The sequence below is a fragment of the Paenibacillus sp. MAHUQ-63 genome, assembly GCF_028765165.1.
In the GTDB taxonomy this organism is placed as follows: Bacteria; Bacillota; Bacilli; order Paenibacillales; family NBRC-103111; genus Paenibacillus_E.
Genome location: NZ_JARADB010000001.1, coordinates 1,624,982 through 1,646,579 on the forward strand (window position 1 = coordinate 1,624,982; position 21,598 = coordinate 1,646,579).

Annotated in this window: 13 protein-coding genes, 1 pseudogene and 1 riboswitch; of the genes and pseudogenes, 4 read left to right on the top strand and 10 right to left on the bottom strand. The window is 55.9% G+C overall.

Annotation, left to right across the window (positions count from 1 at the left end):
- Nucleotides 1-31: 31 nt before the first annotated feature.
- A riboswitch (TPP riboswitch) is annotated at nt 32-130 on the bottom strand.
- Nucleotides 131-293: 163 nt separating this feature from the next.
- Together PUT07_RS07140 and PUT07_RS07145 are read left to right on the top strand one after the other, a co-directional pair.
- Nucleotides 294-1,276: pseudogene (locus PUT07_RS07140) on the top strand (bile acid:sodium symporter family protein).
- A gap of 731 nt (nt 1,277-2,007) precedes the next feature.
- Complete coding sequence (locus PUT07_RS07145) at nt 2,008-2,682, top strand: hypothetical protein (protein WP_274467132.1); 675 nt, start codon at nt 2,008-2,010, stop codon at nt 2,680-2,682.
- Nucleotides 2,683-2,965: 283 nt separating this feature from the next.
- On the opposite strand, the gene PUT07_RS07150 is transcribed toward PUT07_RS07145, so the two are convergent.
- The 10 genes from PUT07_RS07150 to PUT07_RS07195 all read right to left on the bottom strand — a co-directional run bounded on the left by PUT07_RS07150 (nt 2,966) and on the right by PUT07_RS07195 (nt 19,021).
- The gene (locus PUT07_RS07150) at nt 2,966-3,487 is read right to left on the bottom strand and encodes a YbjN domain-containing protein (protein WP_274467133.1); all 522 of its coding nucleotides are present in this window, start codon (nt 3,485-3,487) and stop codon (nt 2,966-2,968) included.
- A gap of 14 nt (nt 3,488-3,501) precedes the next feature.
- Nucleotides 3,502-5,601 (bottom strand): hypothetical protein, encoded by a 2,100-nt coding sequence (locus PUT07_RS07155; RefSeq protein WP_274467134.1) that lies wholly within the window; start codon nt 5,599-5,601, stop codon nt 3,502-3,504.
- Between the two features lie 89 nt (nt 5,602-5,690).
- On the bottom strand, nt 5,691-6,983 hold the full coding sequence (locus tag PUT07_RS07160; protein WP_274467135.1) for an eCIS core domain-containing protein: 1,293 nt from the start codon (nt 6,981-6,983) through the stop codon (nt 5,691-5,693).
- 129 nt (nt 6,984-7,112) lie between these two features.
- On the bottom strand, nt 7,113-8,483 hold the full coding sequence (locus PUT07_RS07165) for a PP2C family protein-serine/threonine phosphatase (RefSeq protein WP_274467136.1): 1,371 nt from the start codon (nt 8,481-8,483) through the stop codon (nt 7,113-7,115).
- Between the two features lie 39 nt (nt 8,484-8,522).
- The gene (locus tag PUT07_RS07170) at nt 8,523-8,858 is read right to left on the bottom strand and encodes an STAS domain-containing protein (RefSeq protein WP_274467137.1); all 336 of its coding nucleotides are present in this window, start codon (nt 8,856-8,858) and stop codon (nt 8,523-8,525) included.
- Nucleotides 8,855-9,301, bottom strand: coding sequence for an ATP-binding protein (locus PUT07_RS07175; RefSeq protein ID WP_274467138.1), 447 nt, complete (start codon nt 9,299-9,301; stop codon nt 8,855-8,857). The genes PUT07_RS07170 and PUT07_RS07175 overlap by 4 nt, the downstream gene beginning before the upstream one ends.
- Before the next feature lie 23 nt (nt 9,302-9,324).
- Nucleotides 9,325-12,372 (bottom strand): cyclic nucleotide-binding domain-containing protein, encoded by a 3,048-nt coding sequence (locus PUT07_RS07180; RefSeq protein ID WP_274467139.1) that lies wholly within the window; start codon nt 12,370-12,372, stop codon nt 9,325-9,327.
- 21 nt (nt 12,373-12,393) lie between these two features.
- A complete protein-coding gene (locus PUT07_RS07185; protein WP_274467140.1) occupies nt 12,394-12,888 on the bottom strand; it encodes a GNAT family N-acetyltransferase in 495 nt (164 codons plus the stop codon).
- A gap of 20 nt (nt 12,889-12,908) precedes the next feature.
- Nucleotides 12,909-15,674 carry an adenylate/guanylate cyclase domain-containing protein gene (locus PUT07_RS07190; protein WP_274467141.1) on the bottom strand — a complete coding sequence of 922 codons (2,766 nt, stop codon included), beginning with the start codon at nt 15,672-15,674 and terminating at the stop codon, nt 12,909-12,911.
- A 17-nt stretch (nt 15,675-15,691) separates the two neighbouring features.
- Nucleotides 15,692-19,021, bottom strand: coding sequence for a stalk domain-containing protein (locus PUT07_RS07195; protein ID WP_274467142.1), 3,330 nt, complete (start codon nt 19,019-19,021; stop codon nt 15,692-15,694).
- Between the two features lie 183 nt (nt 19,022-19,204).
- Between PUT07_RS07195 and PUT07_RS07200 the strand changes: the two genes are divergently transcribed.
- Both PUT07_RS07200 and PUT07_RS07205 read left to right on the top strand, forming a co-directional pair.
- The gene (locus tag PUT07_RS07200) at nt 19,205-19,591 is read left to right on the top strand and encodes a DUF4280 domain-containing protein (protein ID WP_274467143.1); all 387 of its coding nucleotides are present in this window, start codon (nt 19,205-19,207) and stop codon (nt 19,589-19,591) included.
- A gap of 50 nt (nt 19,592-19,641) precedes the next feature.
- Nucleotides 19,642-21,372 carry a hypothetical protein gene (locus PUT07_RS07205; RefSeq protein ID WP_274467144.1) on the top strand — a complete coding sequence of 577 codons (1,731 nt, stop codon included), beginning with the start codon at nt 19,642-19,644 and terminating at the stop codon, nt 21,370-21,372.
- Nucleotides 21,373-21,598: the final 226 nt, after the last annotated feature.

Below are 21,598 nucleotides of genomic sequence, written 5' to 3' on the forward strand. Positions count from 1 at the left end.
CCGCATAAATCACATGCACAGATGTGGCGTCAAAGTCCGGTTTCCACTTTCCTCCGCTGGTATGACCCAGTTCAGGTTCAAAGGGTTCAGATTGCTCTGTCTCAGCCTTACGGCGCCCCTAGGGATACATTGGTATTCAGTTGTCATTTATCATAACACGGTATCCAGCGCTTGGAAATAAAAAAATTTCCACCACATTTATCCTAGTCACTCCTGCAAATTGCTTTTATAATGGGGAGAATGCTTAACTCGGACTTCTATCATGTGTTACTTCAGGAAGGATGTTCACCCAGATGCTGCCACAATTGAATCGGAAATTAGAAAAAATCATGCCCCTCATCACGCCAATCAGCGTTCTTATCGGTGTCCTGTTGGGCAGTCATTTGTCGGGATTCACTTACTTATCCCCTTGGCTCTTCGCCTTCATGACATTCTCGGGCAGCATTAGCTCCAGCTTCCGGGAATTCGTTAAGGTGGTCACACAGCCCCTCCCGTTGATCGTTACACTAATTGTTCTGCATGTGGGGATGCCGTTGATCGCACTAGGCCTTGGCCATGCCGTGTACAGTAACGAACCGCTGACCATTACGGGACTCATCCTTGCCGCAGCTATTCCGACCGGGATCACGAGCTTCGTGTGGGTAGCTATCTATCGCGGTAATATTGTGCTCACCTTATCCATCATTCTTGTGGATACTGTTCTATCGCCTTTTGTCGTCCTTACACCTTATCCGCGCTCGTCGGCACCAAAGTGCAGATGGATTCTCTCGCTATGATGAAAGGGCTGTTCTTCATGATCGTCGTCCCCTCCTTGCTGGGCATGCTGTTGAATCAATGGACGCAAGGCGGCATTAAGGAGAAGTGGAGCGGCCGTCTAGGTCCGTTCTCCAAAATATGCATGGGCATCGTCGTCGCCATCAACAGCTCGGTCATTGCGCCTTATCTGCGCGATTTGAACGCCGGGTTGCTCGGCCTGGCCGCTTTTGTGCTTGCGTTGGCTTCCCTCGGGTACATGCTGGGATGGTTGGTCGCGAAGCTGATGAGATGGGACCGGGACGTAGTCGTGGCGCTTACATTTAACAGCGGTATGCGCAACATTAGTGCCGGCGCCGTGCTTGCTGTGGCTTATTTCCCGCCGCCGGTAGCGATTCCCGTCGTCCTCGGGATGCTGTTCCAGCAATCGCTGGCCTCGCTCTTCGGCTATTTGCTGAACCGCAGATATGCTTTGAAACGCGATATGCCTGAGCTAACGATGAACGGTGTTAAACAAGTTTAATTTTAGGAGCTGCCGATTCCAGACCTGCATGACTCCAGCCGCCCACTGGGCGAATTGGAGTTTCTCCAGCTACGCTACACTCGATTGGGTCGTAGGTGACCATAAGGCGATCATTCATAAGGCCCCGCTATGGTAACCATAAGGCAGCCATAACTGGATTTCCTCCAGCTATTTCCACGTCTAATTGGCTCGCACCCGACCTTAACTGGAATTTCTCCCGCTAAAAATTGCGCTCGAGGCACGAATCCGGCATTTTCTGCGAAATTAACGGGAGGTTTTCCAGTTATCACACGGTAGCAGGAGCAAAGAGCCGATTTAACAGGGGAAATCCCTGTTACGCTTGCTGCTATTCGGCGTGCAATGAATTTCCCTATCCAGACTCGCCGGACTCCTTTCCGCCCACTTTAAATCGTCCCCACTACGTTGGCTCGAAGGCAACCATAACCGGAATTTCCCCGGATATTTCCGCATTTAACTAGCTCATGGCCGACCTCAACTGGAATTCCTGTAAGTTCAGCAGCATCCCCATCCCCGCTCGTCAGTAACACTCCTTTTAAAGTAGCTTCCCTATTCGTCCCAATCCATCTTAAGTTCATCAGCACACGTGGCGCCTTTTACTCAGCAATTTTTCAGCTAACTTTTACCTGCGTTTCAGCTTTCTTTCGCTTTATTTTCATAATTGCGGCTTACAATGGGGATGAAATCCAAGGATAGGAGTGTTACATACCTATATGAAAATGAATCAGATCGCCGGACTATGCGTCCTGATCCCCGTGCTGCTCAGCGGCTGCGGAAACCAAAGCTCATCCCAACCCGTGGCTGCAAGCACCTCCCAGCCTCAAGCAAGTACGCAAGCTGCAGCAGGCACCACCAAGCAAAATAATGCAGACCGACCTGCCATGAATCAGGCGCAGCGTCAGCTCTTCTCTACCTTCCAAACGCTGGTCATGATGGATAAAGAGAGCGGACTCGCCATCACGAAAGAGCAAGCGACAGCTATGCTGCCCGTTGCACAGGATATCGTGAGCAAATCGGAGCTCAGCGATGAGAACAAGACGAAACTGCTCGAGAAGCTGACGGACGCGCAGAAGAAATTCGTCGAAGACGCGGCGACCCGAATGGCCAATCGCGGAGGCAACGGAGGGAATGGCGCGAACGGACCAGGCAATGGCAATCGCGAAGCAAAGCCTTCGACGCGGCCGTCCGCATCGCCAAGTGCAACCGGCTCCGCCGGAAGCGGTACTGAGGCCGGCAATGGTACTGGCACAAACGCAGGCAAGACGGACGGTAAGGCCCCCGGCGGCAGAAACGGCGGGAACGGGCCTGGGGCTGGCGCTGGTGCTGGCGGGCAAATGAGAGATCCCGGCAAGCAGCTTGTGGAGCTTTTGCAGGAAAGAGTGAAGTAGCCAATCACCTGTTAGCCCTATGGTCGGGTTCATGAGGAACTACAGGCCGCTATTTAGCTGATTATGAGCACTTTTCCTAAGGAATGGGAAATAGGATTCGCTATTGAGCTAGTTGAGGCCAAAATGTGCCGTTCCTGCCGCAAATAAGCGCTTGTATTTCCGCTTAAACAGCGGGAAGGCGGGATATAGCGGAAATAGCGTACTCCATTTCCCTTTCGCTGTAGCCAAACACAAAAGGGCTGCCGACATGTAGATTCCACTACATGTTGGACAGCCCTTCCTGTTAGCCCCTCAATGCTTGAACAACTTGCTCGCTGCCGGCTTCACCGCTGGCCACCAACTCCACATGATCGGCGAACATATCGCACATGTAGACGAACAAGCTCAGAATCTCCAATACTTCATCGCTCTCAAAGGAGCGTGCAGCCGAAATGCTATAAACATAACGGTAATGCAGCTCATTTTGCTCATTAATGCCGAAGTGGCCGAGCGGCAGCCTTGTATTGATCTCCAGTAAAACAGCCGCAACCTCATCACGTTTGTCATCTTGGAGATGGAATGGCAGTGTGCTGTAAATTTGCAGCATTTGGATCGCTGCGATTTCTTCGTCGTTTAACGGCAGGAAGCTGAAATGCAGGAAACGTTCCCGTCCTTTCTTGTCCTCCTGGAAGCCGGCCATCAGCACGTGAAGCGGTATTGCGTCTGATTTCTCCAACAAATTAGTGGCGAGACCCGTCTCGTCCAAAATCTCCTTCAAAAGCCCTAACTGCGCCAAATGGCGCGCATGTACATGATCTGGCAGCATTCGTTACCGCCCTCCTACTCTCTTTGTCCCATTGCTTCAATCAATCTGCTTCTTAGTTTATCCGGATCGCCCTTAAATTTCTCAAGGGCCGGCAAACTTACGCCTGCTGCTTCGACATAGTCTCTAACCTGCTGGTACCGGGCAAGAACAGCTAGATCTGGCCCTGTAGGTGCTGCCGTTGCCGTTGCGGATACTGCCGTTGCTGGTGCTGGCGCTGCTGCTGCCGACGCTGGCGTCGTTGTCGCTGTCGCTGGCGTTGCTGTTGCCGGTGCTGGCGTTGCCGGCACTTGTACCGCCGGTGCCGGTGCTGCCGGTGCAGCAGGAGTTAAGGCAGGAAGCGTCCGAATCATATGCATAATGAGATCCGCATCTTTCCCTCGCCGCTCCAGCTTTTTACCCGTCGATTTATCCGCATTGAAGACCGCCTTCGTGATTCCCCAAGCGCCTGGCCTCGCGGCACGATCGCGCCCGGCTTGCTTCAAAGACCGGGCTACAGGCATAGCGGCTCCGACGCCTGCCGCTACGATTTTGAGCGGCGTGCCGACTTGCGCCCCGACACCGGTCAATGTCGCAATATCTCCGGCGATTTTCGTCAACTCGATACCGATTTGCAGACCACCGCGGTTCGTGCGTTTTACGTTGATGTTCTTCATTTCCTTGGCAAGCTCGTACTGTGTGATTTCTTCAAGTTCCTGCTCAGCCTGGGCATCGCCCTGCGCTTTTCTGGTTTCGAGCGCTTGCTTATGCAGTTTGAGCTTCTCTTTATCTACCCCGGCATTGCGGAACCATCGCTTAGCTTTGATGTACGAGGCGCCGGCATGCTTGTCCTTGAAGCTGCGTTTCAACGTAGTCATGGCCGATCGGTTCAGGCCGGCTTTGATGACATCGACGGTTTTGATGGCGATTTTCACACCGCTGACAGCGATACTGACTCCTGGAATAACGGTGGTCAAGCTGGCCGTGCTTGTCTCCATGATTTCCATGATGCCTTTGGCTACTTTGAGGCCGGATTGAGCCGCTTGGATCGCATTGCTTACAATCTCGATAACGCCCTTGGCCTTCTGCGGGTTATCCAGCCCGCCATCCTCGGAATGCTTGCTGTACATATCATAAATGGCTTTAACCGCCATAATCGTGCTTTTCACAGCAGAGATCGCTTCTCCAACCGTTCCTGTGTAATCGCTAACGGATGAAGATGCCCCAACTCCGTCCTCATGCCCCGTAGATTTGGCGGCATTATCGACAAGTCCCGCTGACCCGCTGACCATTTTCCCCGAGGCTTCGACCATAGATGAGCCTGTGGCTGCGTAGTTCCACCGCTTGTTATGACCTGTCCGGTCGCTATCCTCCGAAATAGAGAGGGTTTCCCGAATCGCGCTTAAAATTTGAAAAGGACCGCCAATCAAGTCCGCTGTCGATGCAACCGCACCATGGGAGGCCGACTGCTGCGCCAGGCTGGCATCGTTGGTCGAATCATAGGCATCCTTCAAATCATCCGACTTATTGCCGAAGCTGTCGCTAAAAACAGAAATAACCTCGGAAGCTGTTTCCACTGTCGAGCCCGGCGCTTCAGCCGCTGCCGCTGCTGGCGCTGACTGCGTAGCTGCTGCTGGCGCTGACTGCGTAGCTGCTGCTGGCGCTGACTGCGTTGCCGCTGCTGGCGCCGCCTGCGTTGCCGCTGCTGGCGCCGCCTGCGTAGCCGCAGCTGGCGCTGACTGCACAGCCGCTGCTGGCGCTGACTGCGTAGCCGCTGCTGGCGCCGCCTGCGCAGCCGCCGCTGGCGCTGACTGCGCAGCCGCCGTTGGTGCCGCCTGCGTAGCCACCACTGGCGCTGACTGCGCAGCCGCCGCTTGCGTGGCCGTCGCTGGCGCTGACTGCGTTGCCGGTGCGGCTACAACTTGTGCAGACGGTGTGTTTCTTTGGATCAACTGGTTCGTATATGCCTGCGTCGCACGGTTGCCTGCAGTCCGCTGCATCTGCATGAAGAAATTCCCTGCTAGCGGAGACGCTTGTGACGACACCATATTGCCGGTCTGTGATGCGATGGAGGGACTAGCCGTCTGTTGTGAGCGGCCTGCTGATTTTTTCAATGGATTTTGGCTCATATGTGCCATCAAACGTGTCTCCTTTAAGTGCTAGTGGTTCTGCATGCAAAAAAGCAACAGGCGGCGTATACGCAACCCTGCTGCTCATACGTTACGGCTTATTTGCCGCCTCTTTGTTGAATAACATGGGTGAGCTCATGCCCCAGCAGCTCTTGGCCCTCACGGGAATCCGGGTTATAACGTCCCTCGCGAAAAAAAACATCATTACCCGTCGCGAACGCTTCCGCTCCTAAGGATTCATTGATTTTCGACGACTCCGAGTCGTTATGAATATTGACGTTGCTGAAATCCGCCCCGAAAGCCGATTCCATTTTCGCCTGGATGTGAGCATCCATTTTGCCGCCGCTGCCCTGCTTGGCTTTAATCTGCGATTCGATGCCGGACTCCGCCTCAAACGCTCCGCCGTCCGACGGCTTCATCTGCAGCTCTTCCGCCTCTGCGCCTTCCATCCGCTGGATCGTCTCCGTCGAAGGCTTCATCTGCAGCTCTTCCTCTTCCGCTTCTGCGCCCTCCATCCGCTGGATCGTCTCCGACGAAGGCTTCATCTGCAGCTCTTCCTCTTCCGCTTCCTCGCCCTCCATCCGCTGGATCGTCTCCGACGACGGCTTCATCTGCAGCTCTTCCTCTTCCGCTTCCTCGCCCTCCATCCGCTGGATCGTCTCCGTCGAAGGCTTCATCTGCAGCTCCTCCTCCTCCGCTTCCTCGCCTTCCATCCGCTGGATCGTCTCCGTCGAAGGCTTCATCTGCAGCTCTTCCTCTTCCGCTTCCTCGCCCTCCATCCGCTGGATCGTCTCCGACGACGACTTCATCTGCAGCTCTTCCTCCTCCGCTTCCTCGCCTTCCATCCGCTGGATCGTCTCCGACGAAGGCTTCATCTGCAGCTCTTCCTCCTCCGCCTCTGCGCCCTCCATCCGCTGGATCGTCTCCGACGAAGGCTTCATCTGCAGCTCTTCCTCTTCCGCCTCTGCGCCCTCCATCCGCTGGATCGTCTCCGACGAAGGCTTCATCTGCAGCTCTTCCTCTTCCGCTTCCTCGCCCTCCATCCGCTGGATCGTCTCCGACGACGGCTTCATCTGCAGCTCTTCCTCTTCCGCTTCTGGGCTTTCGCTGCGCTGCACGGCAGCCGATGCACCGCTGCTTTCCGATGCTGCGATATGATCCGCCACTTCTTTCCCGACCCGATCCGCTTCCTGCTCATAGGCATCGCCAACCGGTCCGACCGTCATCTTCGTCTGAATCGAAAGCATGCTGCCAACCGCTTTGTTGCCGATCGTCCGCTGGATATTCATAAGGTCCGATCCTGCCGGCTGCGGCTGGGCATTGTTTTTGTTAGGATGGCGCTGTAGGGAAGTATCTGGCTGCCTGTTAATACGCGATTGGTGCATTGGCATATGAACCCTCCTAGATTTGATAATGCTGGGAAAAATGCCATCGGGGATGGCTTGCGCCCCCTATCTCATCCGTTTCTGAGCGCAACGAAGTCTATAATTCCACTATATCATACCGCTGTAAGTTTGAGGTTACATGTTGAATCGCTTCCGATCGACGACGAGCACCGCGATATCATCGGATTGAACCGCCCCGTTTGCGAACATATCCACGTCCCGCACCAGACGCTCGAGCAGCTCGGCTTGACTGCTTGCAAGCTCCCGCTTCAATCGTTCATGCAGACGCGAATACCCGTACTGCTCCTGCTTCCGGTCCTCCGCTTCCGTAATGCCGTCCGTATACAAGACGATACGGTCTCCCAGGCCTAAGAAGGCCTCATTGTCCGCATAGATCATGTCATCCATGACGCCAAGCGGCAGCCCCTTCTTTCCTTTGAGCTGCTCGACGTCCCCGTTCTCCCGCACCAGATACGGCGGGCAATGCCCCCCGTCGCTGTAATGCAAGCTCCCTGTGCTTACGTCCAATACCCCGCAGAAAATGGTAGCAAACATGGTCGAGTCATCCTTGTACAGCTCGCGGTTGACGGACGTGAGCAGCTCGCCGGGCGACATGTCCGGAGCCATCTTTCCTTTCAACAGCGTCATGGTGACCGCCATGAAGAGCGCTGCCGGAATCCCTTTATCGGATACGTCGCCCAAAGCGAAGAACAGCTTATTCTCACCGATGCGAAAATAATCATAGAAATCCCCGCCGACCTCCCGGGCCGGCCGAATATAAGCGCGTGTCTCGGCTGCGGCCGATTCGTGCGCGGCCTGCAGTCCTTCCCGGGGCAGGAAGCCCATCTGGATATCCGTCGCAATGCGCAGCTCGCTCTCCATCCGTTCCTTCGCCTTCGTCGTCTTCTCGAGCGCATCATAGAGCATGGCGTTCTCTAACGAAGCGGCGATTGGAGACGCGATAGATTCCAGCAGCTGCAAATCGCGATCGGTGAAATGCGCATCATCCCGCTTATTCAGCACTTGCAGGACGCCGATGATTTTGCCTTTGCTGACGAGAGGCACGCAGAGCATGTTGCGTGTCGGGTAATCGACCCGCTTGGCGACTTTGGACGACCACCGATCGTCCTGCGCCGCATCGTCGATTTTGACGGACTGGCCGGTCTGGGCGACCCAACCGGCGATGCCTTCGCCGATTCTGAGGCGAATCTCGCGGACTTCGTCGCCCTTCTCGCCGAGCGCAAGGTCGAAGAACAGCTCGCCCTTAGCTTCGTCAACCAGGATGACGGAGGAAGCCTCCGCATTCATGACGCGGGACGAAGTCTCCATTATTTGGGCCAGCAAATCCTGCTTCTGTATCGTCGAATTGACTTCCAGACTGACATCGAACAACTGCATCGTCCGCTGCAGCTCCGCTTCGGCGATTTTGCGCTTGCGTTCGCTCAGCTGCCAGACGGTCCCGACCGCCAAACAGATCAGAAGAAGTACGCCAACAGCTGCATTCATTCTGCGCGCCTCCTCTTTCCGTTGCATGTATGACAGGATCTAGGAAATGGCATCGATCGCATCCGCTTCCGTCGCGTAGATCGCAAAAATAGAGCTAAACCCCGACATATCGAACACTTCTTTGACGTGCTCGTTCATGCGCGCCAGCGCCAGTTTGCCCCCGATGACTTTGGTCATTTTGGCAGCTGATAACAGGCTTCGCAGTCCTGCGGAGCTTACATACTCAAGCCCCTGCAGATCGAAAACAAACTTCCCGTTCCCCTGTTGGGTCAATTTCGCAAAAGCGGCCTCCAAGCTTCCGGATGTGTTGGCATCCAGCCTGCCGCTTATGCCCAGCAGCACGATCTCTCCTTGCAACTGCTCCGTTATGTTCATGATATTCCCTCCTCCTGGATACGGCGTTTCGTCATTAATAATACGTTTTGTTTATTTACGCGCTCATATCGGATATCGTCCATCACTTGTCTGACGAAATGAATGCCCAGCCCGCCGATGCCTCGTTCCTCTATATCCAGATCGACGCGCGGGGACGATTGGAGCAAAGGATTGAAAGGGACGCCGTGATCCGACAAACATAGCTCCCATCCGCCCGAATGGCTCCCGATCATCAGCCGAATAGCGTGTAAGCCGCGTTCTTCCGGGGGATGACCGTACAGAATGATGTTCGTTACAAGCTCGTCACACACCAAATTGATTTGGAACAGCGTCTGCTCATCGATCTCCATCCTCTGCGCCAAGCCGCGTAAGAAGGCCCCGAGCCGCTCCAGCTCCTGCAGATCGTTGCGCATGACAAGCGTCTCTGACGATGACACGGCCACGGCCATTCCCCCCTTTTTTCCTATTACGCCATTTTCAAAAGCATATTTTCCAGCAAACGAACGCGCGCACTGGACGCATGAAGCAGCCCGATGCCGATTTCCGGATAAAGTCTCACCAGGCGGGACAAACTTTCACCTTGCAGAGCAAGCACGCGCACCTCATCGAAGATCGCTTGCGCCGTAATCGAGGAAGGCGAACCGTCGAGCGCCGTCGTTTCCCCGAAAGCCTGCTTCGGTCCAAGCACGCCGATCGTTCCCGTTTCGCCGCTGCCGGTTTCATTGCTAAGCTCCACATTGCCCTCGATGATCAAGTACATGGCCGAATTGCTTTGCCCACGGCGCAGCAGATAGGTTAAATCTTCATGGACCTCCTCGGTGGCAATGCCGGCAATCAAGCCCAGTTCATCCACCGACAGGTCGGCAAATAACGACACCTGCTTCAAGAAAATGACTTTATCGAGCATTGTCAGAAACTTGCGCTCTTCTTTCATCTCATCACGCTCCCGTGCACTTAATGCATAAACGGCGATCTCTCTCAACCAACTGTCCGACCATGCGGCAGCTTCCTTCAGAAGCAGCAGCGGCTCCGCCGCCTCCGCTTCGCCGCTTGGCGCATCGTCCTTCAACAACTCCAGCAAAGCCAGCGCCAGCTTGCGGTCACCGATGCCTTCGGCGAGCACTTCAAGCCCGTTATCGCGCACCTCTTCGCTTTCATCCTGGGTCACCTCGCGCAGCGTGGCGACGACCCGTTCGTCGACGAACTTCGCCATCACCGCCCACGCGCCGCCGACGAGCGCGTTGTGCAGCTCTGCGCAGCGCTGGTTCGCCAGCTCGGCAAGCCCCTGCATGCCAAGCGCTTGCAGCGCTGCCGGCAGGGCGCGCTCCTGCGTGGAAGCCAGCATGCGGGCAACCGAGCGGTCGACGAGCTGCGTCCTCAGACCGCTCTCGTCGAGCAGCTCGGCGAGAGCCGTCACCGCTGCGTTCCATATAAACGGATTGGCATGATCCATGCTGCCCAGCAGCGCCGGTAAAGCCCGATCTCCCATATCCACGAAGGCTTGGAGAATCGCCTTGCGCAGCTCCTGGTCCGCCATCGGCACCATGCCGAGAAGCAGCGGAATCGCTTCGATGTGACGAAGCTTACCGAGACATTGCGCAGCTGCGACCTTGACCGCCGGGCGATGATCGTCTAGCAGCGACAGCACCCAAGCTGCGTACGTCTCAAGCTTCAGATCCGCTACCGTATGGCAGCCGTATACGGCCCATTCTCCACCGTTATCGAGCATTTTGATGATCGCCTCGTCGCAGGCCTGATAGCTCTCTTCGCTTTCGAGTGCATAAAGCGCCTTGACGCCTTCATGAACCACCTTCGGATGGCTATCCAGCAGCTTGACGCGAATGAAGAAATGCGATTGGCTGCGCAAATGCGAAGCCCGAGAGATCAGCTTCACGGACTCTGCGCGTACCTCCGGATCTTCATCCTCGAGGAACGAAGCGACCTGCACCAGATCTTGGATCGTTGCGCTCTGCAAATTCATCGCCCGCAGCACAGCAATGCGGATGCGCGAACTCTCCTCTCCGATCATCCCGATCAAATGCGGGAGGAACGCGGAATCCTTCGCTTTGCCGATCACTTCCAGCGCCAGCTCCCGCACGTAATCGTTCGGATGCTTCAAATAGCCCAGCATAGCCGACAGCGCCTTGGAACTGCGAATCCCCCCGATGAAGGACTCGGCGATGTCCGACAGATCGGCGTGCAGCGACTGCACGCTTTTGACCAGCTCGCGAATGTACAAATGCCGGCCGTACCAGGCCACCAGGATGAGGACGGCCGCTACGCACACGCCTAGCCAAGCCAGCGGAGACAGCCGGATGAGACCGAAAGCATGCAGCAGCGACAAGAGCGAACCGATCAGAATGCCGCCCGAGGCCGCTACGCCTTGAGCGAAATAACGATAGCCGTCCCGCTTGGCGATGGGCATCATTTTGAAGAACAGCTGATAACAAGGCTCTGCAATGTAATACAGCAAAATATAAAAGACGGCATAGGAACCCGACACCATCGCCAGCCCGAGTGATTCATTCATGAACAACGCCGTCAAGCCAAAGCCGCCGAAGAATACAATCGTAATCGCGAGCAGCATATTGCTGGCACCCAGCCAATTCATTAAACGCGTCGACACCGTCTGCAGCAGCAGACAGAATGTAAACTGGATAGCGGTTATTAAACCGTAGAACGAGGTCAAATCGCCCTCTGCCGGGAAATGAGCCTCCGCCGCGGTAAAGTACTGATATTCGATCATGAAATACACCGCAGGCATGAGCGTCATCAACGCGACGGCGCACAGCAGAAACGGGCTGCGCAGCATCTCTTTGAAATAATACCCGGCAGGCATCTGCTGCTCTTCCGTGCCGGTTCCCTGTTTGGACCGCAAATCTTCCTTCAGCGTTAATGGCGCCAAGTAGCGCGCCAGCGCCTTGCGGAAGAACAGAAAGCCGCCGACCATCAGCACGGGAGCCAGCGCATAGACCGCTTCGGTACCGAGCAGCTTGCCGACTTGATGGGCGATGAGCCCGGCCGTAATGCCGCCTGTCGTCGTAGAGGCGATGAACACGGGCATCAATCGTTTGGCCTGCTGGGTCGGGCACAGATCGAAGGCCGTACTCCAGAGAAGAAGCGTCAGCTGCCTGACGACGAAATTGGAGGACAGGAACAGAATCGGATAGTAGTAGCGGAAATCGATGCCGCCCGCCTTGAAGCCGAGCAGCACCGCCCCGTTCAGAAGCAGCAGCCCCATCATAATCAAGTAGAGCGTCGTCATCATCCGGGCTTTCGGCATCCGTTCAGCCAGCTTAGCCAAGAGCCAGCCCTCCAGAGGCATGATCGCCGCTTCCACAATGTAGATATAGGGCAAATACTGCACGCCGAATCTTTGATTGAACAGCGCCATGAAGGCAGTATAATTCAACGATTCCGCGATCCCGCTGAAATAAAAGATCGGCAGCATCATCCACAGCTTGCGGATATCCTCTGTGCGCAGTCCCATCCATCTGGTTAAGCTTCCTTGCATATCATCAGGTCCAATCTAAGTTCATTTGTGTTGCACAAGCGGCTTGTAGAAAGCCAGTCTCGCTTCGCCTTCATAGTAATAATTCGGATAAGTGCCAATGAGTTCAAAGCCGTTCGCCCGGAACATTCTCTGAATCGGCTGATATTCCGGCAAGTCACACGTATAAGTAAGGATGTAGCGCCCGCCCGCTTCTCTGGAGAACGCCTCCAGCGTTTGGAACAAAATTTTCGCAAACCCATGCCTGCGGTACTCGCGATGCACAGCCAAATAATCCCACAAGAATCCGCCGGATTGATGCTCATTTTCTTTGCAGCTCGTAACGGCGATGATCTCTCCGTCCTCGTTCTCAATGAACCAGTGCCGGTGATTGCGCTGTGTCAGGCTCTGCAGGGGAGCGTTGCGAAAATGATCCAGCTCGCCGGGCGTATGCCGCTGGTCGTCAAACGATGACGAGGATAAATAAAACTCGGTAATGCGAAGTGCGTCTTTCTCATTCGTTAGCTCTTGGACTTGCATGTCAGGTTTCGCCTCTTTCATCAAGAAACAGATAGTGTGCCATTCCATTCCGCCGTCGTGCCATTCTGGAAATATTCGTCGCAAATATAGAAGTACAGCTGCGCCGCCTTATCCTGCCGGTTCTGCTTGATGACCATCAGGAACGCTTCACGGGCATCGTAGAAACGGCCTACCTGATAGTAGGTGACCGCCTGCTCGAACAGCGCCTTGGTCTTCTCCTTGAGGACGCGGATCGTGTCCGGATCGCCTTGATACACATCGAACAGTCGAAGCGGCTCCTTCACGCCTTCAACCTGAATCAATCCCAGGCTCCGGAATTGGAAGCCGGCCGGCTGCTGCAGCGACTGCACCACATGATCGGTGATCAGGATCGACGCGCCGAGCGGCTCCGTCATTTTCTCCAGCACTGTCGCTACATTGACGCCGTCGGAGATCACGTTGCCCTCGAGCCGCTGCTCCTCGCCGATAATGCCGAGACGAAGCGGCCCTTTGTGCAGGCCGATGCCGAAATCGAGCGGCGAATAGCCGACTTTGGCCCGGTGCGAATTGTACAGCTCCAGCTCCTTGCGCATCTCGATACTCGCCATGAGCGCTTCATCCGCCTGGTTCGGGAATAACGCCATGAAACCTGCGCCCAGGTACTTGTTCATAAGACCCTGATGGTTCCGGACATAGGGACCGAACCTTTTGAGGAACGAATTGACGAAATTGAAGTTCTCTTCCGGCGTAAGCCGCTTGGACATCTGGTAGAAGCCACGGATGTTAAAGATTAGAATCGACATATTTTGTTCCACTTGATCGCCAAGCTCCACCTCCAGAATGCTTTCCTTGTTCAGGAACCGCAGGAACTGCTGGGGAACGAAGCGATAGTAAGATTGGCTGAAATTCTCAACCTTGGTGATGTAGTCCCGGAGGCGCGCCGCCATCGTGTTGACGCTGTCGCCCAAATCCGACACTTCATCCCTCGTATTGATCCTAACGACCGTATCCCAATTGCCCTTGGCGATCTCGCCGACGCTGTTGCGCAGCTTCCGAATGGAGGAAAGCAGCACGTACGTCATCAGCACCAACACAAGCAGCAAGCCGACCGATATGAGAGCGATATTGCGAATAATCGATTGCAATACGGTTTGGCGGTGTTTGAGGATGCCGTCCAGATTTTTGCTTGTTTCGAACACGCCGACGATTCGGCCCGCGGAGTTGAAAATCGGTGCAATCGCATAGCGCCATTCCCCGGAGAAGTCCTGCCACTGTCCCGTAGCCGGCTTACCCTCCAAGACGACCTGCTGGTTCTCAGGCGTCTGCTGGAACGGATTAAACATGTGCATCCCGTCATCATCTTCCATAATACGGTAGATGACGCCGTTCTCGTATTTATAAACGGCTTTGTAGAAGCCTTGATTGTCGTCCTGCGCGTTGTTCTCGAAGACGGATTGAATCTTCTTGCGGAACGATTGATAAATCGCACCGTTATAATCCGATGGCGACGTAAGGCTTTCCAGCTTGTCGCCGTCCACGAGGTTCTGCCCGTTCCTCGCCAGCAGAATCAGCTCGCTGAACGTTTCCTCTTCCATTTTCTTCGAAAAGCTGTTGTAAATAACTGTAGACAATAGAATCATAGATACGGCAATCACCGGCACCAGGATGAGAATTTGTTTCATCATGAGCGGCAGACGGCGCTGCAGCAGGTTGAAGAAGATGATTTTGAGCGCGTACAGCACCAGCATAACGCCGGCTACGGCGACTGACCAGAGAAGAATCGCCCGGGTCTTCGCCGATTGGCTGAACAACGCTTCCACCATGGAAGGCGTAATCGTGCCGTCCGGCAGAAGGCGGTTGATCTGCGCCGATTCCACGATAATCAAACTGCCATCCTGTGAGATGGAGCTTGTCGTCGCATCGAAGGCTAACTCTACGCCGCTCGCCTTAACCTTCTCTTCCGTCACCAGACCTTCAATTGTGTAAGGATGGGCTGGATCGAGCCGGGAAATCATCTTATTGTTGAAGTCGATGAAAATCAGGCGTCCCTCGTTGTCCAAATGCATGCTCTCCGGGAAATTGCGCCTTGTGCGATCCAATCCGTCCAGCGGATACACGAGCTCGGAGCGGCCGTCGCCGGAAGCCCGGTAAATCTCGCCGCTGCGTGTAGAATAATAAATTTCCCCCGGTTTATAGCCGTCCGCTTCGGACACGAATTTGTTCTGCGGCAGTTTAATCGTGAGAACGGACTGCGGATCCGCCGGCACGGCCACATTCGCCGGAGCTTGATAGAGAGTCAATTGCTGAACGTCGTCATTGAAAAAGTAAACCTTCCCTTCGCGAACCTGCACGTTCCGCAAGGAGCCCAGCCGGTACCGCTGGGTTTGCGAATCGTATTCTTTCGTGAAGAGGCTGCGGTCGAACAGGCCGTCCGGCGTATACCGGACGATCTGCTCGGATTTCACGGCAATGCCGTACGGATCGAGCAGGGTCCGAATCGTGTACAGATAGCCCTGATCGTCGACGGCCATATCGTTAAAGCGGTACACCTCGCCGTTCTTGCCGGTTTCGCTGGTGATGGAGTATTGAAGCACGCCATTGCCGTCCAGCTTGTGAATCGTCTTCTTCGCATTATCGATGACGAACAAGTTGTTGTGCCCGTCCGAGACCGCCTTCGATAAGCCGTCAAAAGGCATGCTCTTGTGGAAAGGCCATAGTGAGAAGCTATCCCGGTTCATTCCCAAATAAGTGCCGGCAGCCCCCAGCAGCAGCAATACGATCAACAATGCCGCGATCGATTTCTTCATCGCTCTTTAATCCCCTCTTAATTTGAAATCTGAATGATTTGCGTAGGCGCATGCCAATCAACCTGAAGCCCCAGAAACTCTGCAATAAATCGAAGTGGGACATACGTCCGGCCTTCCAGCAGATAAGCGGGTCCATCGATTTGCATGGGATCGCCGTCAACGTAAGCTTGGTCTTCAAAGATGCGGCTTGTGATTGTCGTATACTCTGTACTTACCGTTACTGTGAGACTATCCTGGTCCCAATCCACGGCCGCACCGAATGACTCGGATACGGATCTTATAGGCAAATAGGCCTGCCCGTTTATTATAACAGGCGGAGCGTCGAATTTGATGAAAATATTGGGCGAAAGCACATTCTCCGCCGGAACCGGCTGAATGGACACCGGTACCGGGTCCGATGGGACGTCCGCCCCCGCCGTTCCCACATCAAGAACCGCGCCCGGGTCTATGGCTGTGATGCCTGCGAGCGCTTGCGACACCTCCGCCAGAGCCTGCTTCTCCTCCGGCGCGTATTTGGCCTGCTCCTGCTGCTGCAGCTCCTTCAGCAGCTTCGTTACCTGCTGTTCGAGCAGCGCCTGAACGCCGCCCGCCTCCTGCGGCAGCGCTGCCGCAAGCTCTTCCACGGCGTCCAGCTGCGCGAACAGCGCATCCTTCTTCGCCGTCAGCTGCGCTTCGGCGACGGCTTCCAGCGAGCGGGTCAGCGTCTCGGCCCGCTCCGCATCCCCCTGCGCTTGCGCCTGCTTCAGCGCAGCCTCCAGCTTCGCTTTCGCCTCGGCGAGCGAAGCCTGCCCTGCGGATGCGCCTGCCCTCGCATCCGCAAGCTCCGCCTGCGTCGCCAGGAGCAGCGGCAGCAGGGCTGCCGCTGCCTCCGGCTCGCCGGCGGCAAGGGCCTGCTCCAGCTTCGCTTGCTGGAGCTCCGCTTGGGCAGCCAGCGCATCCTCGCTGGCTGCATCCTTACCCGGCGACGCGGAGCCGTCGGCGCCACCTTCCCCGCCCGGCTCGCCCGGCGAGGCCTGCTCTTCCTCGGCCAGCGCTGCGATCAGCGCGTCCGGGTTGTTCACCAGCTCCATCTGCTTCAGAGCTGCCTGGCTGTCGCCCTTCTGCAGCGCCTCCAGCATGCCGAGCTGCGCCTGCGCATCCTTGAGCTCAACCGCCAGGTCGGCGATCTCGCTCAGCTTCATATCCGTTACGGCCGCTTCCTTGGCAGCCTCCAGCTTCTCGATATCCTTCTTCAGCGTATCGATTTGCTGCTGCAATTGTGCAGGTGTCTGCAAAGATGCGATCGCTCCCGGTTTGGCTATTTCAACTGTAACTTTCAAAGCTGCCTCGTCTTCCTTGGAAAGCGCCGAAGCACTGCCCGGATCCTCCAGCGCGCTGGCTTCCACGGCATTATCCAGGCCGAACCAGACGGCTCCCGGCTCATCCGCCTTATAATAAATCCCTTGCCCCGATGCCGACATCGTAGCCGACGCCGCATTGTAAGCTTCCGGGGTCAGCGCCTCCAGCTGCACTTGGTAGGAGCCGATAATGACGGTTCCGAGTCCCTTGGCCTCGCTGCCTGCGGATGTGCCGCTATCGCCGCTTGAACCGGCTGTCCCGCCACCTTGCGTTACGCCGCCGGCACTGCCTTCGCTTCCTCCGCCTGCCGCAGCATCTTCCGCAGCCGGTGCCGCCAGCTGTCCTGCGTTTCCTTTGCCTTCGAGCAGCAGTTCGCCGATCGGCGTTCCCTTCGCATACAATACGACCTTCAAATTGTCGGTTTGGCCGAATTTGAGCGTCAGATTGCGCACCGGTTTATTGATTTTGGTCTTCTTCCCGACCGGACGGCCTTCTTTGGTGAACACGGCATACTCCGTCGCGCCCAGCTTCCGATTCACCGTCACGCTGAAATCGCTAAGCAGCGGCCCTACCGCAGACTTCAGCTTCCACGTGCCTGCAGGAGGCTGCGGATTTTGCGGCTTGACGGCAGCAAGCCCGTCATCCAGATTCCGGTAAGGGAGGATCCCCTTTTTCAACGTTTTGTCCACGGCTCCGCCGGTCTCGACGTTCAGCTTCCCGAGCGCTGTTTTGTAGCTTAATTGTGCCGATAGAATGAGTTCGTCAGCCTTCGCAACCGCTTCCTGATAGGGAAGCAGCTCGTCCGCTTTCATGAGGCTGAGCTTCACCTTCCGGGACGCTTTATCCAAAGCGCTCACCGCGCTTTCCTTATCGCGCAAAGCCTGGGCATAGCCCTCCTCCGCCCCTTTGGCTTCCATATAGGAAGCCCGCACGGCAGCGATGACGCTGCTCCGGCTTTCTTTCTCCTGCAGGGCCGCCTTATTCTGTTCCATCGTCGCAATCGGCAGGGCATCCCGCAGATCGTCCAAATAGCGCAGTCCGTCGAACTCCCCTTGCAGCAGCGATTTGGGGATCGGGATAAAGCCAAGCAGCAGGAAATACCCTTCCCAATCCTTCTTCACTCTGGCCAGCGTCGCTTCATAGCTGGCGCCCAACATCTCCATATCGATATCCTTGGACTTGTAGATGCCGTCCATGACCTTCATTCGGCTGCTGCCGAACTTGGAGCTGTAGAGATCGCGGGCCGTGCTCAGCTTGTGATCCGCCAGCCGCCGGTCCTCCGTATCCTTCAGCAGACTAAGCGTCGACTTCAGCGCGCTGGCGATATAGCCCGGCAGCTGCTTCTGATCCAGATTCGCATAATCGGGCTCGAAAGATAATTGGACCTTGTTCTCCATATCTAAGCCCAACAGCTTGCCTAGCGCCAACCGGCTCGTCTTGGCCGTCAGCTGTGCTTGCTTATTTTCGGATGCGGCCTTCTCGAGCGCTTTATCCGCCTTCTCCTGTTCGGCGCTGTCCGCCAGCCCGTATTTCCGCTTCGTACGGACCGTGTCGACTGCCGACTTCGCATTCTCCCAGCGCTTGCGGGCACCTTCTTCCGCCGCCGAATCTTGATAGGCCGTCAAATACGCCTTCATGACGTCGAAACGAACCGTATTCATGGACTGGCGCAGCGTTTCCTGTGCGATATACAGCTGCTTCCTGGCTTCCGGCACCTTCATCCGGGTCGTCAAATCCTGGCTCAAATTACGCGGCTTGGCAAACAGCCCGGAAGCCTTCGCTTCCTCGCTCTTCACGGCATGCTGAGCCTGCTCCAGCTCCAGCTTCTTCTTGGCAATATCCGTCTTCGCATCCCGCAGCACGGAACTGACTTTCACCCCTTGATCCAGCGCTTCTTTCATCGTCAAAGCCTTCACTGACGCCGCTTCCGCTCTTGGCCCGGCAGCCAGCACCGGAGTCGCCGACAGCAGCAGCGCAAGGCCCAGCTTCACCGCATTTCCCCTTGCCATGATGAATCCCTCCGCTCACGAATCTCTCTTTCTTTATAGTACAATATCTCCCACTCTCTCGCACCCATCTTTTGGAGAAACTTAGCGAATACAATCGAATAAAGTAATAGATTGATGGTTAACTTCTTTTCTAGTAGTATAAAAGTAATAGAGTTTTCCGGTATTTAGGAAGGAGATTTGCCCATGGGAAACATCGTTTGCGGCGGTGCGATGCTGCAATGCACGTTCGGCGCAGCCCCCAGCTCCTTGATGGTGCTCCCGGCGAATATGGTGATGACCTCCATGCCGATCGCCAACATTATGGATAATAAGCCGATGGTGAACATTTTGCCGTTCGGCATGTGCAATTCAATGGCCAACCCTATGGTTGCCGCGGCAACGGCGGCTGCATTCGGCGTACTCACCCCCATGCCCTGCATACCGGTAACGGCAGCCCCTTGGGTACCCGGCTCGCCGACGGTACTCGTCGCCAACATGCCCGCTCTGAACAACACTTCCAAATGTATGTGCAACTGGGGCGGCGTCATCCAAATTCAGCAGCCGGGTCAAATGACCATTCAAGTGCCTTAACCTTCTCGGCCGCGTTCAGTACCTACAATCCCTCTTAGGAGTGAAATCATTTGGAGATTCAGCCGGTCAAAACCCTTGAGAAAGTGCTAAGGCCTGTCGTAGCACCGTTCATCGGCCATGTCATGAAAGCCATCCAAACCCTTGGAAGGCTGCCGAAGCTGGCCATTATCAAGTTCCAACAAATGCTCCGGGTCTTTCTGCAAACGCGGGAGACTTCGTTAAAAAATTATGTTCTGATCGGATCCTACTACGTCTCCAAGAGGTTGCTGCTTTTCATCGTCCTTTTCATCCTTGTCGTCCTCTTCTTCATCTTCGTCCGGCCGCCGGCGATTGTGAACCGATGGCTGGGCCGGGTGCCCGTGCTGCAGGAAAACACGACGAAGCTGACCGCTTTCTCCGGAAACGGCAAAGTCGTTGGCGCCGAGAAGGCAGCCCGCTACGAAGGCGGCTTGGCGGACGGCCTGTATGCCGGCAAAGGCAAACTGTACCACAATAACGGCGTGCTCGCCTACGAAGGCGATTTCGACAAAGGCCAGAAGTCCGGCGCGGGCTCACTCTATGACGAGCGCGGCTCCCTGCTGTATAAAGGGGCTTTTGCCGGAGATGCCTTCAATGGCGCCGGCACGTTATACGATGCCAACCAGAAAGTGCTGTATATCGGCGAGTTCCAAAACGGCAAGTATGGCGGTGCCGGCAAATTATTCGCCCCGAGCGGCGAAATTCTCTACGAAGGCGCGTTTAGCGGCGGTCTGTATAACGGTGCGGGCAAACTGTTCTACTCGGGGGGCATCACCCAGTACGAGGGTGAATTCGCAGCCGGACAGTATAACGGAGCCGGGAAGCTTTTTGATACGAAAGGCCAGCTCGTGTATGAAGGCGGCTTCCTGGGCGGAAGCTTTTCCGGCGAGGGCACTGAGTTTAGCGCTAGCGGCCTCATGAGGTACAAAGGCCAGTTCCTTGCGGGCCTCTACGGCGGGGAAGGCACCGCCTTTGATGAGAAGGCCGTGCCCCGCTTCAAGGGCACGTACGTGAACGGCGCCTTGACCGGCGCCGGCGAAGCGTATGATGAGTTAGGCAAACTCGTCTACAAAGGGGATTTCAAGGTCGGCGTCTATGACGGCCTTGGCACGCTGTTTGACGCAGACGGCGCGCCGCTGCTGCGGAGCTTCTTTGCAGGCGGCCAGGTCAGCCTGCAGAGCTTCATCGGTTTGTCCAGCAAAAAAGTCGAAGACTTGCTGGGCAAACCGGGGGAAGTGACGCTGCTGGACGACAGCGTCATGCTTGCGGGCCAGGAGGCGGCGGTGGACGCCTCCGCGGCAGTTGACCCTGCCGGCGATGCGGCAGGTGCGGCGGTGGAGCCGCCGGCCGCGGGCGCCGGCTCGGGCGGGGCGGCAGCAGCCGGGGCGGTTTCGGCCGGTACCGGCGGCGCTGGCGCTGTGCCAGCAGCCGGTGCCGGTGCCAGCGTGAAGCTGCTGCTGAACTATCCAGCTTACCAACTCTCGCTGTTGGTCGAACCGTCGAAGACCAACCCGAAGGAGGCTGTCGTCACCTCCCTCAGCATTTGGGGCTCGAAGCCCTTGGCGCAGCTGCAGCCGGTTATCGAGACCGTCACCAAGCCCGGCGAGCCCAACGATGCCGGCTACACCGTGATGGAAACGGGCGTAAGAGCCGGTATCGGCACCTACACAAACAGCTACTACAAAGGTGACTTCTTGTTCACCTTGACGCACTTTAACCAAACCAAAGAGGCTCACCTATTGCAGGTAAGCTCTACGAAATAAATAAAGAGCTAAGCAATTCTAATTGCTTAGCTCTTTACTTATTCTGCGACGAATATTAAACCAAGGACAAACCCTTTATCCTTCCCCCTAGGGGTAAACCATTCAGGGATCTTTCTGAGACATCTGCAAAACGAAGAGCCATATAAAGAAAAAAACCTGCCTTTCCTACATCCAAATTCACTACAATAACCGACTATGGTTATAAAGAGTGAATTTGATGCAGGTT

Excerpts from the sequence above, each read along its gene's own strand:
- PUT07_RS07145 (WP_274467132.1), top strand. The coding sequence starts at position 2,008 with ATGAAAATGAATCAGATCGCCGGACTATGCGTCCTGATCCCCGTGCTG.
- PUT07_RS07150 (WP_274467133.1), bottom strand. The coding sequence starts at position 3,487 with ATGCTGCCAGATCATGTACATGCGCGCCATTTGGCGCAGTTAGGGCTT.
- PUT07_RS07155 (WP_274467134.1), bottom strand. The coding sequence starts at position 5,601 with ATGGCACATATGAGCCAAAATCCATTGAAAAAATCAGCAGGCCGCTCA.
- PUT07_RS07160 (WP_274467135.1), bottom strand. The coding sequence starts at position 6,983 with ATGCCAATGCACCAATCGCGTATTAACAGGCAGCCAGATACTTCCCTA.
- PUT07_RS07165 (WP_274467136.1), bottom strand. The coding sequence starts at position 8,483 with ATGAATGCAGCTGTTGGCGTACTTCTTCTGATCTGTTTGGCGGTCGGG.
- PUT07_RS07170 (WP_274467137.1), bottom strand. The coding sequence starts at position 8,858 with ATGAACATAACGGAGCAGTTGCAAGGAGAGATCGTGCTGCTGGGCATA.
- PUT07_RS07180 (WP_274467139.1), bottom strand. The coding sequence starts at position 12,372 with ATGCAAGGAAGCTTAACCAGATGGATGGGACTGCGCACAGAGGATATC.
- PUT07_RS07185 (WP_274467140.1), bottom strand. The coding sequence starts at position 12,888 with ATGCAAGTCCAAGAGCTAACGAATGAGAAAGACGCACTTCGCATTACC.
- PUT07_RS07190 (WP_274467141.1), bottom strand. The coding sequence starts at position 15,674 with ATGAAGAAATCGATCGCGGCATTGTTGATCGTATTGCTGCTGCTGGGG.
- PUT07_RS07195 (WP_274467142.1), bottom strand. The coding sequence starts at position 19,021 with ATGGCAAGGGGAAATGCGGTGAAGCTGGGCCTTGCGCTGCTGCTGTCG.
- PUT07_RS07200 (WP_274467143.1), top strand. The coding sequence starts at position 19,205 with ATGGGAAACATCGTTTGCGGCGGTGCGATGCTGCAATGCACGTTCGGC.